Here is a 15222-nt window from a genome sequence, read left to right as displayed (position 1 = left end):
CAGTAGTATAAAAATGGCCAGTACCAGCACTTGAATTTAAACGAATTTTATCACGCATTTTAAAGCTCCTTAAACTTTTTCACCCTTGGCACGAATATCAGTTAACACTGAATCAATACCTTTCTTGTCGATGATACGCATCCCTTTAGTAGTTAGGCGTAGTTTTACAAAACGGTTTTCACTTTCTACCCAAAAACGATGTGTTTGTAGGTTAGGTAAAAAACGACGTCGTGTGCGGTTCTTTGCGTGTGATACATTGTTACCAACAGCTGGACGCTTGCCTGTAACTTGACATACTCTAGACATGTCGAAATTCTCCAAAATAATAGTTTTACTCGAGCAAAATAGTCGAACACCTTTTTAGCCGTCGCCAAAGGCGTCGAGGGCGCATTTTATACATGATTGAGTATGAAAGATCAACAAAACTGTTTCTTTTAGTGTTAAATCCACCCATTTTCCGCAAAAGAGGTGCATTTTTTATCTCCAATAATGAAATGGTCCAAAACGCGCACGTCAATTAAGTGCATTGCAGCGATGATTTTTTCGGTTATTTTTTTATCTGCGAGACTGGCTGTTGGATCGCCAGATGGGTGGTTGTGCACCAAGATAATAGCGGCAGCATTTTCGGCCAATACTTTCTGGGCAATAATCCTCGGGTGCACGGTTGCGCTGTCTATAGAGCCAAAGAAAAACTCATGGAAAAGGATCACGCGGTGTTGTGTATCCAAAAGAAGCGCGGCAAACACCTCATAGGGTAAGTGGTGCATTTTGGCATTCAGGAATGCTTTTGTTTGTGCTGCACTGGTTAATGCTTTTCCTTTACGGATTGGCTCCTGCAGATAGCGGCTGGACATCTCTAATACAGCTTGTAACTGCGCGTATTTTGCCTGCCCTAACCCTCTTTTACCGCAAAATTCAATTTCTGACGCGGCAAATAACCCGTGTAGGGAGCCAAATTCTGTAATTAATTGCCGTGCGAGCGAGACCACATCCAATCCTTTACAACCGGTTCTTAAAAATATGGCGAGTAATTCCGCATCAGAGAGGATACTTGCACCCTGAGATAAGAGCTTTTCACGCGGTCTTTCCTGGTCGGGCCAATCTTTTAATTTTGTCATAAATAAAGCATGCCGATTATATAAACAAGAGCTTAAATCTAGTAGATTTTGTCACATATTGCATAACTACTTTGTGTTATCCTGTTGCTCTTTTTTAATTGTGCCCGAACTATTTGGGCTGTTTATTGAGTTTCGCTTATGTCTGTTATTCACGCCTTAGCAGGAAAAAAAATCTTATTGGGCATTTCTGGTGGCATTGCCGCTTACAAATGCGCTGAGTTAACCCGTCGCTTAAAAGATCAGGGGGCGGATGTTCATATTGTAATGACCTCTGCAGCGAAAGAGTTTATTACGCCGTTAACCATGCAGGCTGTTTCCGGTCACCCCATTGCTGATGATCTGCTGGATCCTCGCGCCAAATCGAGTATGGGCCATATCGAGTTGGCGAAATGGGCTGATATTGTCCTGTTGGCCCCCGCGACGGCAAATTTGATTGCACGATTGCGCGCCGGTTTGGCGGATGAATTATTAACGACCTTATGTTTAGCAACCTCTTCGCCAATTGCCGTTTCACCGGCAATGAATATGGAAATGTACCAAGCGGCAGCAACGCAGGAAAATATCGCTGTGCTGGCTCTGCGGGACTTTTTAATCTGGGGGCCGGGAGAGGGGCCGCAAGCCTGTGGTGATATCGGCCCCGGGCGGATGCTTGAGCCTAGCGATCTGGTCTCTAGAGTAGTCGATTTTTTTGCTGTTCAGAAATCTGTTTTTGCTGATGTGAATATCACTATTACGGCAGGGCCGACGCAAGAAGCGCTTGATCCGGTTCGTTATATCAGTAATCACAGTTCAGGTAAAATGGGCTTTGCATTGGCACAAGCCGCGCAAAAGATGGGGGCAAATGTAACCTTGATAAGCGGACCTGTGAATCTAACCACCCCCTACAATGTAAAACGAGTCGATGTAATAAGTGCGTCAGAGATGCATAAGGCGAGTCTAGAAAACCTAGATAGCTGTGATATTTTTATCGCCTGTGCTGCGGTGGCGGATTATCGGCCGGAAGTGGTTGCTCAGCAAAAAATGAAAAAACAGCAAAGCATTGATGATTTAACTATTAAACTGGTTAAGAATCCAGATATTATTGCGGCGGTGGCTGGTGATAAAAATCGTCCTTTTTGTGTGGGGTTTGCAGCTGAAACTGAAAATATTGAACAGTATGCAAAAGACAAACTGACACGTAAAAATTTAGATCTGATTGCCGCTAATGATGTTGCCGCTGTCGGGCAAGGTTTTAATAGTGAAAAAAATGCACTCTCTGTGTTCTCTGCCCTGGAAAGATTTGATATAACGCTAGCTGATAAAAAAATAGTCGCGCATCAATTGCTTGAAATTATTTTTAAGCAATATACTTTGTCAAATACTCGCCCACAAAATAATGGATCATAATAATGAAACAAATTGAACTTAAAATTCTTGACCCGCGTATCGGTAATGAGTTTCCGCTGCCTGAACATGCAACTGCAGGATCGGCGGGTATGGATTTACGCGCATGTATTGATCAGCCTATGATTATTGAGGCGGGTGAAACCCAGCTTATTCCTACCGGCATTGCGATTCATATTGCCGACCCCAAGCTTGCCGCAACCATTTTGCCGCGCTCAGGGCTTGGTCACAAGCATGGCATTGTATTAGGTAATTTAGTGGGATTGATCGACTCAGATTATCAGGGCCCGTTAATGGTTTCCTGTTGGAACCGCAGTAAAGAAGCTTTTACCCTGCAACCTGGTGAGCGGCTGGCACAGTTAGTGTTTTTACCTGTCGTGCAAGCCACATTTGAAATTGTTGATAGTTTTGACAGTAGCACTCGCGGTGAAGGTGGCTTTGGACATTCAGGAAAACATTAATTTAACAGAGGAAGTTGCCAACAATGGGAACACAAACAGCGAAAAAGAAAATAAACCGCAAGGATGATATTTTACGTGCCCTAGCTACTATGCTTGAAGGTAATCCCGGGCAGCGTATCACTACAGCTAAACTTGCCGCTGAAGTGGGCGTTTCTGAAGCGGCTTTATATCGCCACTTCCCAAGCAAAGCGCGCATGTTTGAAGGATTAATCGATTTTATTGAATCAACCATATTCACACAAATTAATTTAATCAAAGAGCAGCAAAAACAAACACTTACGCGTATTGAACATCTATTGCATTTCTTGCTTGGTTTTGCCGAACAAAATCCTGGCATTACCCGGATTTTAACCGGTGATGCCTTGTTGGGTGAAAACGAGCGACTGCAACTGCGTATTGAGCATCTGTTTGCTAAGTTAGAATCGCAAGTCAAGCAGGTGTTAAGAGAGAAGCCGATACTTGATGGTGGAAAGCTGCTTATTGATGAAGCGATAGCTGCCAACTTACTTATGGCCTATATTGAAGGGCGTATGAGTCAATTTGTACGCAGTCAGTTTAAACAAAAACCCACACAAAATTTTAAAACGCAATGGTCGTTTTTTTATAACCAACTTAAACAAAGTTAAATTATTAAGGAGTGTTAACTATGCCCGAGTCAAATATTACTTCTGAAAAAGCTACTGAACTGATTACTGGAACTGTTGATAGTAGTCTCAGTGTCGTAGGAGATAGTCTTGAGTGGGTTACCAATAATCAAGGTTTGTTGATTGAATACGGGATGAATATAGCCGCTGCTATTTTAACTCTGGCTATTGGTCTATTTGCCGCGCGACTTATATCGGGTGGTTTTCATAAAGTCCTTACCAAGCGGAAACTTGATAACACTGTCATTGATTTTGCGACCGGCATGGTGCGTTATGTGGTTATCGCCTTTGTTGTGATTGCCGCATTAAGCCGTATTGGGGTACAGACTACCTCGTTTATCGCATTAATCGGTGCTGCAGGTTTGGCTGTCGGTTTGGCGCTGCAGGGCTCGCTTTCAAACTTCGCATCGGGTATTTTGATTGTTATATTACGCCCCTTTAAAGCGGGTGAGTACATAGAAGCCGCAGGAACTGCTGGGAGTGTTGCCTCAGTGCAGATATTTGCAACCACATTAACAACACCGGACAACAAGTTTGTTGTTGTCCCAAATTCAGCTATTTTGTCGGGTAATATTGTCAATTATTCTCGTATGCCTACTCGCCGAATCGATCTGATTATTGGGGTCAGTTACGGTGCAGATTTAGCGAAAACTAAAGCGCTATTAGAGCGTGTAGTGAAAGCCAATAGCGACGTGTTGGAAACGCCCGCGCCACTAGTTGCTGTTGCAGAGCTAGGAGACTCAAGTGTTAACTTAGTAGTGCGCCCATGGGTTAACTGTGCTGATTACTGGAAGGTGCGTTTTGCCTTGATGGAAGCGATTAAGAACGGTCTTGATGAAGAAGGGATTGAAATTCCATTCCCGCAAATGGATGTTCATATGGATAAATAATCTCAATTAATGAGCACCTTAAAAAGCCCCAAGTTTGTTAAACAAGCTTGGGGCTTTTTGCTATTTTTCTATTTCAAATATATCTGTGGCATTGTTTTTATCCAGATCATCATCATCCGGGAGAGGCTGGCCAGTATAGGCATGTAAAAACGCTTCACACAATAACTCGCTGTTAGTTGCATGGCGTAAGTTGTTTATTTGGCGGCGAGTACGCTCATCGGTCAGTATTTTTAATACTTTAGTGGGAATTGAAACAGTTACTTTTTTGACTTGCTCGCTTTTTTTGCCGTGCTCAGCATAAGGGCTGATATATTCACCGTTCCATTTCTTAGACATGTTTATGACCCCATAAATTTTTAAAGGTTATTTTAACGCGTGTTGTTTCTATTGGCAATCTACACATCAAGATGGCTAGAAGTCTGAGGCTTTGTGTTGAAGCAAATTCATTTTTTGTTTAATTAATTTCATCTTATATTAAATAGGTTGACAATAATTCATATTGAATTAAATTACCTGTTATTAAAGACGTTTAGACGGCTAAAGAAAGGGAGCAGGTCATGAATCATAAAATACAAACTGGTAGTTATTTATCCTCACAGTATTTAGCAAAATTAAACCAAAATATTGCTGACATAAAACAGGACGTAGGTGTCTCCTTTGAGTTTTTCCCGCCTGCAACGGCAAGTATGGAGGAAACGTTATGGAATTCGATTGACAGTTTAAAGAGATTGAAACCTAAATTCGTATCCGTCACTTATGGTGCAAACTCCGGAACGCGAGATCGTACACATCAAATAATTAAAGATATCAAACGTAAAACGGGCATGGTTGCCGCGCCTCACTTAACCTGTATCGACGCTAATGACGGTGAATTACGGCAGATAGCCCGTGACTATTGGGACAATGATATACGCAGCATTGTCGCGTTGCGCGGTGATATTCCCCTTGATGGCGCAAAACCGCATATGTATGCAGCAGATTTGGTGGCATTACTGAAGGAAGAGGGGGATTTTGATATCTCAGTGGCCGCTTACCCTGAAAAACATCCTGAAGCGCGTAACCATCAATTTGATTTGGATGTATTAAAAGAAAAATTTTCAGCGGGTGCGAATCGCGCTATTACTCAGTTCTTTTTTGATCCAGAAACTTTTTTACGGTTTCGCGATAAGTGCGCCAAACAGGGGATTGAAGGGGATCTGGTGCCGGGGATTTTACCTGTTTCCAATTATAAAACTTTGGTTAAGTTTGCCGGCTTGACCAATGTGCATGTGCCTGATTGGATGCATAAGTTGTATCAAGGTACGGAAAAGGATCCTATGACTCGTAATTTGATCGGTGCAACTATTGCTATGGATATGGTGAAGGTCTTAAGTCAGGAGGGGGTAAAAGATTTTCACTTTTACACCTTAAACCGCAGCGAGTTAAGTTATGCAATTTGCCACTCTTTAGGATTACGTCCAGAATCCTGATCTCGGCCTACTTTTACAAGCTGTTTTTGGTGTTGCTTTTAAAAGGCAGTAAGATAATCTGGTTATTCTCAGTCGATTCAATTTCGTAAAATTGCGGCAGGTTAAAGTTGACTTGATCATCTAAATTGCTTGGCGCATTGTTATTGGATGCATAAAAACGATTTACGTTCTGCACCAGATCATCTTTGCTGCCGGCAAAACTATGGAATGTTTCCACTTCATTATCTGCATTTGCAATATAGACATTAAAACCACTAGGATAATTTTCAAAGAAAAACTGGATAATGCCTTCACTGATATGTGATTCAATTACCTCTGCTGTTTGTTCGAAATGGGTGTTTTTTAAATTAATGACGCTGGTGGATAGCTTCTTCTTAGAAATATGGCTATAAATATCGACAGTACTTTCTAAGTGTTGTAATGAAACACCTGACCGTTCGAAGTAAAAACTAAATTTACGGCCCCCTGCCCATAATGTTTGTACCGAACGTTGAGAAATGGAATCTAAACGCAGTTGTATATATTCATTGAGTTTTGCAGAAAATGCTTGGCTAATTTGCTGTTTAAAATGGCGGCTATAGCAGAATAGATCTATCTGTTCTGGTGGGAGCGCGTCCTGATGCATCTTCCCTAAAATAGTACTTAAGGCATCAACCACTGCTAAATCATTGTGAAAATTCAAAGTACGTACTTCGTTCCATGAATTTCGGTAAATAAGATCAATACTGCCGATTAGACATTCACGATTATCCCCATATGAGAGAACATCACCCACCTGATTTATTTCACTTTCTTGGGTGCTTTCCCAGTGACGGGTCGGATCTTTTTCCACGTTTAAGAAGATAGTGAGATGTTTTATTTCACAAGGCTGGCTAAGGGCCTGGTTGCTGGCTTTAGGAACATAAACGGGAAAAACTGCGTACAAATCGTGCATAAACTGGTTTAACTTTTGATCAACAAGATCTGATCCTTGGTTATAGAGGTGTAATTTTGTCTCTTCTTCATATAACCTATTGATATGACACCAAGCGATCAGCTTAGAGATATACATTGAATGCATTAATGTGGGGGTGTTGATCAAGGTGTGGTTATCAAGTGAACAATTATATAAGTACCATCCTGTTGGATTTGTCCTGTTTTCAGGTACCTGAATAAAACTTAAATGGGGCTCAGAAAGATCGGGTGAAATATTGGGATTAACAAGGTCCACTTTACCGGGTAGCGTTTCATGAGCTGCATACAGTTTACGGGATAAAATACCGATATCTTCGGCGCTGATCGATTCTGAAATATTATTGTCACGTGCAAAGCTCAGCAATCTACGGTAGCTACACATTAATGTTTCCAATAAAACATCTTTGGCTTTGCTTACCGCGTTAACTTTCCAGCTTTTACGGTTATCTAAGTCGGCAATCTGACACTCATTCCAGTGCCATTGATCAACCAATTTATTTAAAACCTTGCGTCGCCAGAGCGCATTGTCGTTAGTGCATACCTTGGAAAGATTTTCTTCTGTTTTCAGATAAAAGCAAGCACGTGCAACTTCAAGACGTTTGCTATCGTTAATACAAGTTAAATAAGCGGTTACTTTTTTAAGCATCAAACAGTAGGGATCAAGATTTTGATCGTATTCACTCTGTTCTTGAAAACTTTTTTTATAAGAGATAGCAATTAATTCGGTATTGGGATATTCCCAAGAGTAAGCTTCCATCAGAATGGTCTTTAATACCGCCTTGTAGGGGTTATCAATCCCTTTGTAAAGCTGCCAAAGTGTTGCGCCAAAATATTCTTCAGCTGGGATACGGTGGAAACCGCCTAAATCTAACCAATCATCAGCATCTAATCCACCTGTTTCATAAAGGTTTTTTACATATTGATCATAATTGTGCTCATGTTCAAGAGGGATTTGTAGCCATAATATTCTTTTGCCTGCAACACGCAGTGAGGTACGGTAAAATTCATCGAGCAGTAACATATGCTGCGATGAACCGCAGGCATCTTTGGTCATGCTGGCATTATTATCCACACGAAATTTATTATCGGGAATTAAAAAGAAGTTCAGTTCAACCCCTAAGCTTTCCGCCCAGTGGCTGATTAACCAAGATTTTTCATCTAATAATTTGACTCTTTGTTGATCAAGCTGATGTGGATAACAGATCCAGATATCAAAATCACTTTCCGAGCTTTGCCCTATTGAAGAGGTGCTGCCCATCGCATAAAGCCCTATCAAATCAGGAGGTTGCTTTTTGCTTTTTGGTAAGTCGACGTGTAAAAAATTATTAAGCAGTTGCTGGTGTACTTCGCCTGCTTCATATTGAGCAATTCCAGTTGGTACATCAGCATCGATATAACCGGGTAGCGTCGGGTGATTGAAGTGAAATAAAAGGGGGAATGTTTGAAATACGTTAATTTCATCTTCGTTCATTAAAATTTGCGCGGATTGGATGCGTAACCGGGTAAACCGGTCTGCTTTATCGCGTAGTTTTTTAATTTTTGAATTCAATCGCAAACCTGCTATCAGTTAGATAAAATTAACAAAGGGAAATAGAAAGTGTGAGCAGTTTAACATTTTATCGACACTAGGGAAATGTTCCCTGATTATAATCTGAATTTATTATCTCTGGGCAATCAACCCTATATTCAGGGTTGATTGCAGTAATATTATTCTTCAATGAGTGAGTAAGGAAGCGGAGCGTAATAAAGTGTTGAGCCCTCAATTTCTTTTATTTGGTAAATATCATCACTGCCGCTATCTTTGGGTAAAACAGCTAAGACTTCAATATGTCCATCACCGTATTGGCACCCTGATACGACCGTACCGACGCGTTTCCAGTTATTGTTTAATAACACTTGCACATTATCGCCTGCTTTGGGGGCTGAGCTTGCGCGGCCGGTAAGAATAAATAACGCGCGTTTATTGGCTCCTCTGTATTTTGCCCTGGCAATGGTTTCCTGTCCGATATAACAGCCTTTGCTAAAACTAATACCATCAAGCGCCTGTAAATTGAGCATCTGTGGGATAAATAAAGCGCTTGTCTCTTTTTCAATAAAAGCAATACCCGCAGCAATATTCATGGCATTCCACAGGCTGTCATCAAAGACTGTGGCGCGATCTTTTAAATCTTCAATTAATTCGGTGGCTTGTTGGTTTTTTAAAACAATTAAATAACGCAGTGACGGGTAAGGTTGTTTGATTACAATGCCATTTTCTAGCAAACGACTCTGTTCATGTGTTGCTGCTGTATCCACTTTATCAGCAATATACTTTGCCGACTTGCAACCGGCCAAACCGAATAATTGATACTCAGTTTCTTTACCTATTTCGACTTTTGAAAAGGTACCATATTTTTTTAATTCAGGAAGTTGCTTTTCGGTAACTGAGCTTGGTTGAGTCATAAGAATGCGATCTTCTAAGACGATAACGCGAACAATACACCACGCTTTACCTTGCGGGTTGCATTGTGCGGCAAGTGTTTGCTCTCCTGGTTTTAAGCTTGCCAAATCACAGGTAAGTTGCCCTTGTAAAAAACTGACGCGATCTTCCCCTGTTACGCGAATTAAATCCCAACTATCAAGTGGGCATAAAACCAAATCGGGTAGATGGCTAATATTTTTTAGTTGGCTAAGTTTAAGCATTTGAGGCCTCATTTTAATACAGTTTTATTCTTATACAATGGTATAGCTCACAACCTGTTTTGTCAGTAGTTGCCGTTAACAATTTGTTGTTGTTATGATGTCAAAGTAGTTTAATTTAAATTGGGAAGTAAAAGCAATGGCAGAAGTGGTCAGTAAATCTCGTTTATTATGGGCGTGTCGCCGCGGGATGTTAGAGCTCGATCTGTTATTTGTGCCTTTTGTTAATGATGCTTATGATGATTTGGCTGCGCCAGAAAAAATAACCTTTCAGCGTTTATTAAGTTGTGAAGATCCTGAACTGTTTTGCTGGTTTATGGGACATCAGGTTTGCCCTGATCTTGAACTGCAGCAGATGATAAATGTTATCCTCAAACGCGTTAAGGTATAGCGTCGCTGTTAACACCTCTTTGTATGGAGCTGTTTTTGTTTTTATGCTCTATTTTGTTCTTATTCTACTCTCCATTTTGGTTGTTGGATGGTCTTGGTTAAGCGCGCCTTTTTTTGTTTTGCTGATGATTATTGCCGTTGCGGGTGGAAAAAAAGCCCATGGGCAAGTATATAACTTGAAGTTAAGTGATTCTGGTTTGGTTGAGATCAGATCGGAAAATAACGATTTAATCAGTGCTAAAATAAGCTCCTCCTCTTTCTACAATAGTTTTTTTTTATACCTTCATTTGCAAAATAGTTCGACCGATATTTCTAATTTAATCAACAATAAAAAGGTTTCTAACTCTTTTATTGTGATTTACAGAGATGCGGTTAAAGAAGCGGAATATCGTTTACTCGCCCGACTGATTAATAGCGGGCGAGATTAATATTGTTATTTTTGTGGGCATAAAATGGTGGGCTGTGGGTTATCTTGCTGTTCCGGGTAATCAAGGTTGTAGTGTAAGCCGCGACTCTCTTTTCGTTGCATTGCACTTTTTATTATTATTTCAGCAACTTGCACAAGGTTTCTGAGTTCCAGCAAGTTATTGCTTACTTTGAAATGACTGTAATATTCACTGATTTCCTGCTGCAGTAGCTGCACTCTACGCAGTGCACGTTCCAGCCGTTTATCGGTTCGTACAATACCAACGTAATCCCACATAAATAAGCGCAGCTCATGCCAGTTATGTTGAATAACAACCTCTTCATCGGAGTTCCCGACCTGGCTGTCATCCCAAGCTGGAATATTTGCGAATTTTCGCTCCTTGTAAAAAGGTATATGATTAATAATGTCTTTGGCACAAGCATGCGCATAAACAATGCACTCTAACAGTGAATTTGATGCAAGGCGGTTAGCACCATGTAAGCCCGTGTAAGAAACTTCTCCTATCGCATATAAGCCGTCAATATCGGTTTGCCCGTGATGATCTATCATCACACCACCACAGCTGTAATGGGCCGCAGGTACAATAGGAATGGCTTGCTCTGCCATATCAATACCCAGCGATAAACAGCGCTGATAAATGGTCGGGAAATGTTTAACGATAAACTCTTTTGATTTATGGCTGATATCGAGATACATACAGTCAGCGCCCAGTCTTTTCATCTCATAATCGATAGCACGAGCGACAATATCACGAGGTGCGAGCTCTGCTCTTTCATCAAAATCAAACATAAAACGCGTTCCATCTGGCCGTAATAGATGGGCACCTTCACCCCGTAGTGCTTCTGTTAATAAAAAGTTTTTAGCATCACTATGAAATAAACAGGTTGGATGGAATTGATTGAATTCCATATTGGCGATGCGGCAACCACTACGCCATGCCAAAGCGATACCATCCCCACTGGAAACATCCGGGTTGCTTGTATATTGGTATACTTTACTTGCGCCGCCCGTTGCAAGAATAACGAAATGTGCTTTGATTGTTTCAACACGCTCCGCTTGACGGTTCCAAACATAAGCGCCCAGTATTCGATTGGCGGGCAGGTTTAATTTGCGACTGGTGATTAAATCAACTGCGTTATAACCTTCCATTAAATTGATGTTTTTCTCTTTTTTTACCGCACAGAGTAAAGTGTTTTCTATCTCCTTGCCTGTTGCATCGGCTGCGTGCAGAATACGGCGGTGGGAGTGACCGCCTTCACGGGTGAGGTGAAATTGAGACTGACCCTGAGCATCAACCTCTGTGTCAAAATCAACACCGAGATCAATTAACCATTGCATGCTCTCTTTGGCATTGTTGAGTGTAAAGCGGACGGCTTCTTCATCACACAAACCCGCGCCGGCGATTAAGGTATCTTCAACATGGGAATCAACGCTATCGGTATCAGAAAAAACAGCAGCCACCCCTCCTTGAGCGTAAAGAGTAGAGCCTTCAGAGAGTTTTCCTTTGCTCAAAACATTTACTTTTGTGTAAGGCGCAAGCTTTAATGCGAGTGAAAGTCCGGCTGCACCCGCGCCAATAATGAGGACGTCACAAATATGTTGATGTTCAGTTATTGATTTACTTTCTTTCATGGCACTATATGCTCTGCAATTAAGGAATGTTTTTTTATCAGGATTTTATTATATACCCAAGCGGTTCGAGAATAAGTGTAGAGTTTATCTAAAAAATGATTTCTTTTAAATTTTTTTGGAACTTTCTTTTTTATTCAAAGTCATAACAGTGAATGCCAATAGGGCTCACCCTCATTATAGGTAGACAAGCTCAATGAATGAGCGAGATTTAGATTTGCAATTAATTAAGCGTATTCAGAATGGGGAGCAACAAGCTTTTACATTATTGGTAAGAAAATACCAGAGTCGAGTCGCAAACATACTAACGCGTTACGTCCGCAATAATGGTGATATTGCAGATGTTACACAAGAAGTATTTATTAAGGTGTTTAATTCATTACCCTCATTTAGAGGAGAGAGTGCATTTTATACTTGGCTGTATCGCATTGCGGTCAATACGGCAAAAAACTATTTAACCAGTCAGAGCCGCAGGCCTCCAGCGTCGGATATTGACGCGATGGAAGCAGATAGCTATGACGGCAGTGATGCATTAAAGGAAGCGGACGATCCCGAGGGGATATTACGTTCTCAAGAGATAAAAAAAGTTATTTTAAATACCATTGAGCTCTTACCTGCTGAATTAAAATCAGCAATTACATTAAGAGAGCTTGAAGGGATGAGTTATGAAGAAATTGCAAGCATTGAAAATTGCCCGATTGGTACCGTGCGCTCTCGTATTTTTAGAGCTCGTGAAGCGATCGATAAACAATTAAAACCTTTATTAGAAGATTAGTTGGGAAAACAATGAAAAAAAATAACGAGCAACTGTCGGCCTTTATTGATAATGAATTAGTTGATCATGAAGTTTTTGATATGCCGTCATTAGATGAGCTAATAACTAATGAGCAACAACAAAAACAGTTTTCACGTTATCACTTAATCGGTGATGTGATGCGCGGAGAGCTTTCCGATCAATTTCTCAATATTGATATTAGCCAGCAAGTCATGGCCAAAATTAATAAACAAACATCCTCAGCTCAAGTGACCAAACTTGATACGTCTGTGAATACAGCCGACACAAAAGAGAGCACTAATAATATTGTCTCTTTTACAAAACGCTTTAGCCAATATGCCATTGCAGCATCCGTTGCCGGTGTGGTGGTACTGACAAGCCTTATGACTTCTCAGCCAGCTATTGAAAATAGCAATCAGGGTCTTGAAGTTTTAAATACAGTGCCTTTTGGTGGTGCGGTAGCGCCTGTTAGTTTGCAGGCAACGCAGATGCAATCGAAGCAGGTTATTAAGGAACGCAACGAACGACTTGACGCTTTATTAAAAGATCATCAGCTGCAGTTGCAGATACAACCATAATTATCGTCATTGTTAGATGCGCCATAAGGTAACTTAATGAAGTTGAAACTATTTTTTACAAGGTTACTAACAACCCTTTTTATTGTTGCTAGTAGTGCTACATTTGCTACTGTAGTAAACGATTCTGTTAAAGTTAATGAAAAAAATATTGAAAAAAAAGAGCCGTTAACCGCGATTGAATATTTGCAATTTATGCAAAAATCGTACAAAGAATTAAATTATGAGTTGCTGTATTTAAATAGCTTGGAAAATCAGGTTGAACCTAAACAGTTAATTCATGGTGTTGTTGACGATCAAGGTATTGCCTATTTTCGATTTTTAAATGGTGCGATGCGTGAGTCTTTACAGTATTCGGGAAAAATAAGTTATTTTGAGCAAGGCACGCAGGCTTACACTTTAGAATCAACACTCAATCGTAGTGTTTTTGCCAATATAGCCAATTTTGATTATGTTAAAGGGCAAGATAGCTACGAGTACATAATATTAGGCAAAGGCCGAATAGCCGGTAAGCAAGCAATCGCAATTCGGATGATTAGCAAAGATGAATATCGTTATAGTTATATTATTTGGTTAGATGTCGATACCTACCTGCCATTACGTCTAGACACATTAAATAAATCAAACCTAATCTTAGATCAAGTGATGGTTGTATCATTACTTGTTTCTGAAAAAGTAAATCCATGGTTAGAAAAACTAAGCAAACAACAGTTACCGCAATTATTGAATCTTCCTCAATCCTCAAAACAAGACGCATCCCAATGGAGAGTAAATTGGTTACCAACAGGGTTTAAAGTGGTCAGAAACGATCAGCATAAATTGGTGATGCATGAAAATGAACCTGTTTCATATATCATGTTAAATGATGGTATTGTCAGTGTGTCGATTTATATTTCAGCTAAAAAAATAGCATTAGATGAAAAACATAAAATAATTCAACGCGGAGCAACTGTGCTTTATACTTACCAGAGAGGGGATATTGAAATCAATATTGTTGGAGAGATCCCTGTTATCACAGCAAAACGTTTGGTCGAATCTATTTCTAAGGTTGAATAATGATTACCGAAACAGGTAAAATAATTACAATTGAAAGGCAAGGCACAGAAAGGGTTGCTGTTGTTGAATGCATTTCAAAATCCTCATGTTCATCTTGTCATAATGAAAGCAGTTGTGGTGTTGGGACTGTAGCAAAAGCCTTTTCAGATAAATCACATCAGTTTAAAGTGCCTTATAAAAAAGGTATGGAAGTTGATAAGTTTGTTGAGTTGCAAATAAAGAATAGTGATTTAATTAAAAGTGCAACATTGGCATACCTTGTACCCCTTCTCTTTTTTATCGGTGGCGCGCTAATCGCTAAGCAGTTTGATTTTATAAATGAAACTATGCTTATATTAATAGCCATTGGTTGTGCTGCGATAGGTTTTGTTTTTTCGCGCATACTTAGTAATAGAATGTTCCCAGAGAAACAACTCAATAAAATTATTAACAGTGAATTAAAACAATAACGTTTAACAAAACAGCAGTTTGGTTGCTAATTGCTCGCTTAAACCGTTTATTGAGATAATTAGCAATAAACACTTGCCAATGCTTTTCCAATCCCTATAATGCGACCCCACAGACACAGGCGGTAACGCCAGTGAATGAGAACGAAAGAGCTTGAGTTACTAGTAACGTTATACGTTGATTAGCAACATAAAAAAGCATTGACATCGTTTGAAAGGCGCGTAATATACGCACCTCGCCGAAAGGCCGCTCTTTAACAATTTAATCAAACAATCTGTGTGGACATTCAAGAAGTCTTTGCTTGCAAAGCTTCTCCCGATAGATG

17 protein-coding genes are annotated in these 15222 nt (G+C 40.3%); 11 read left to right on the top strand and 6 right to left on the bottom strand.

Annotated features, from left to right (window positions below):
- Nucleotides 1-69: 69 nt before the first annotated feature.
- Both rpmB and radC read right to left on the bottom strand, forming a co-directional pair.
- Nucleotides 70-306 (bottom strand): 50S ribosomal protein L28, encoded by a 237-nt coding sequence (rpmB, locus tag ACJAT7_RS13725; RefSeq protein WP_011768488.1) that lies wholly within the window; start codon nucleotides 304-306, stop codon nucleotides 70-72.
- Nucleotides 307-440: 134 nt separating this feature from the next.
- Nucleotides 441-1118: a RadC family protein gene (gene radC, locus ACJAT7_RS13720; RefSeq protein ID WP_415227368.1), complete on the bottom strand. Its 678-nt coding sequence runs from the start codon at nucleotides 1116-1118 to the stop codon at nucleotides 441-443.
- A 138-nt stretch (nucleotides 1119-1256) separates the two neighbouring features.
- Here radC and coaBC point away from each other — a divergent pair, with 138 nt between their 5' ends.
- Genes coaBC through ACJAT7_RS13700 form a run of 4 tightly spaced genes read left to right on the top strand, consistent with a single transcriptional unit; the run spans nucleotide 1257 to nucleotide 4496 of the window.
- On the top strand, nucleotides 1257-2504 hold the full coding sequence (coaBC, locus tag ACJAT7_RS13715; RefSeq protein ID WP_415227367.1) for a bifunctional phosphopantothenoylcysteine decarboxylase/phosphopantothenate--cysteine ligase CoaBC: 1248 nt from the start codon (nucleotides 1257-1259) through the stop codon (nucleotides 2502-2504).
- Between the two features lie 2 nt (nucleotides 2505-2506).
- Entirely contained in the window at nucleotides 2507-2962 is a 456-nt protein-coding gene (dut, locus tag ACJAT7_RS13710; RefSeq protein ID WP_415227366.1) for a dUTP diphosphatase, read from the top strand.
- A 23-nt stretch (nucleotides 2963-2985) separates the two neighbouring features.
- Nucleotides 2986-3588 carry a nucleoid occlusion factor SlmA gene (gene slmA / locus ACJAT7_RS13705; RefSeq protein ID WP_415227365.1) on the top strand — a complete coding sequence of 201 codons (603 nt, stop codon included), beginning with the start codon at nucleotides 2986-2988 and terminating at the stop codon, nucleotides 3586-3588.
- 20 nt (nucleotides 3589-3608) lie between these two features.
- On the top strand, nucleotides 3609-4496 hold the full coding sequence (locus tag ACJAT7_RS13700; protein ID WP_415227364.1) for a mechanosensitive ion channel domain-containing protein: 888 nt from the start codon (nucleotides 3609-3611) through the stop codon (nucleotides 4494-4496).
- A gap of 60 nt (nucleotides 4497-4556) precedes the next feature.
- Here the strand turns inward: ACJAT7_RS13700 and metJ are convergent, their stop codons facing one another.
- Nucleotides 4557-4832: a met regulon transcriptional regulator MetJ gene (metJ, locus tag ACJAT7_RS13695; protein WP_415227363.1), complete on the bottom strand. Its 276-nt coding sequence runs from the start codon at nucleotides 4830-4832 to the stop codon at nucleotides 4557-4559.
- Nucleotides 4833-5053: 221 nt separating this feature from the next.
- Here metJ and metF point away from each other — a divergent pair, with 221 nt between their 5' ends.
- Entirely contained in the window at nucleotides 5054-5965 is a 912-nt protein-coding gene (gene metF / locus ACJAT7_RS13690; RefSeq protein WP_415227362.1) for a methylenetetrahydrofolate reductase, read from the top strand.
- 13 nt (nucleotides 5966-5978) lie between these two features.
- On the opposite strand, the gene ACJAT7_RS13685 is transcribed toward metF, so the two are convergent.
- The gene (locus tag ACJAT7_RS13685; RefSeq protein WP_415227361.1) at nucleotides 5979-8468 is read right to left on the bottom strand and encodes a class I adenylate cyclase; all 2490 of its coding nucleotides are present in this window, start codon (nucleotides 8466-8468) and stop codon (nucleotides 5979-5981) included.
- Between the two features lie 158 nt (nucleotides 8469-8626).
- Nucleotides 8627-9601, bottom strand: coding sequence for a tRNA-modifying protein YgfZ (gene ygfZ / locus ACJAT7_RS13680; RefSeq protein ID WP_415227360.1), 975 nt, complete (start codon nucleotides 9599-9601; stop codon nucleotides 8627-8629).
- A 136-nt stretch (nucleotides 9602-9737) separates the two neighbouring features.
- On the opposite strand from ygfZ, the gene ACJAT7_RS13675 reads away from it, so the two are divergent.
- Nucleotides 9738-9989: a succinate dehydrogenase assembly factor 2 gene (locus ACJAT7_RS13675; protein WP_415227359.1), complete on the top strand. Its 252-nt coding sequence runs from the start codon at nucleotides 9738-9740 to the stop codon at nucleotides 9987-9989.
- Between the two features lie 43 nt (nucleotides 9990-10032).
- Nucleotides 10033-10416 carry a protein YgfX gene (locus ACJAT7_RS13670; RefSeq protein ID WP_415227358.1) on the top strand — a complete coding sequence of 128 codons (384 nt, stop codon included), beginning with the start codon at nucleotides 10033-10035 and terminating at the stop codon, nucleotides 10414-10416.
- Between the two features lie 5 nt (nucleotides 10417-10421).
- Here ACJAT7_RS13670 and nadB read toward each other — a convergent pair whose 3' ends face one another.
- The gene (nadB, locus tag ACJAT7_RS13665; protein WP_415227357.1) at nucleotides 10422-12047 is read right to left on the bottom strand and encodes an L-aspartate oxidase; all 1626 of its coding nucleotides are present in this window, start codon (nucleotides 12045-12047) and stop codon (nucleotides 10422-10424) included.
- Nucleotides 12048-12240: 193 nt separating this feature from the next.
- On the opposite strand from nadB, the gene rpoE reads away from it, so the two are divergent.
- Genes rpoE through ACJAT7_RS13645 form a run of 4 tightly spaced genes read left to right on the top strand, consistent with a single transcriptional unit; the run spans nucleotide 12241 to nucleotide 14899 of the window.
- Nucleotides 12241-12819: an RNA polymerase sigma factor RpoE gene (rpoE, locus tag ACJAT7_RS13660; protein WP_415227356.1), complete on the top strand. Its 579-nt coding sequence runs from the start codon at nucleotides 12241-12243 to the stop codon at nucleotides 12817-12819.
- Between the two features lie 11 nt (nucleotides 12820-12830).
- Entirely contained in the window at nucleotides 12831-13397 is a 567-nt protein-coding gene (locus ACJAT7_RS13655) for a sigma-E factor negative regulatory protein (protein ID WP_415227355.1), read from the top strand.
- 36 nt (nucleotides 13398-13433) lie between these two features.
- Nucleotides 13434-14450: a MucB/RseB C-terminal domain-containing protein gene (locus ACJAT7_RS13650; protein ID WP_415227354.1), complete on the top strand. Its 1017-nt coding sequence runs from the start codon at nucleotides 13434-13436 to the stop codon at nucleotides 14448-14450.
- On the top strand, nucleotides 14450-14899 hold the full coding sequence (locus ACJAT7_RS13645) for a SoxR reducing system RseC family protein (RefSeq protein ID WP_415227353.1): 450 nt from the start codon (nucleotides 14450-14452) through the stop codon (nucleotides 14897-14899). The genes ACJAT7_RS13650 and ACJAT7_RS13645 overlap by 1 nt, the downstream gene beginning before the upstream one ends.
- Nucleotides 14900-15222: the final 323 nt, after the last annotated feature.

Source organism: Psychromonas sp. (assembly GCF_047632995.1).
In the GTDB taxonomy this organism is placed as follows: Bacteria; Pseudomonadota; Gammaproteobacteria; order Enterobacterales; family Psychromonadaceae; genus Psychromonas.
The sequence above is the reverse complement of the archived record's forward strand: the minus strand, read 5'-3'. Positions and strand labels throughout refer to the sequence as shown.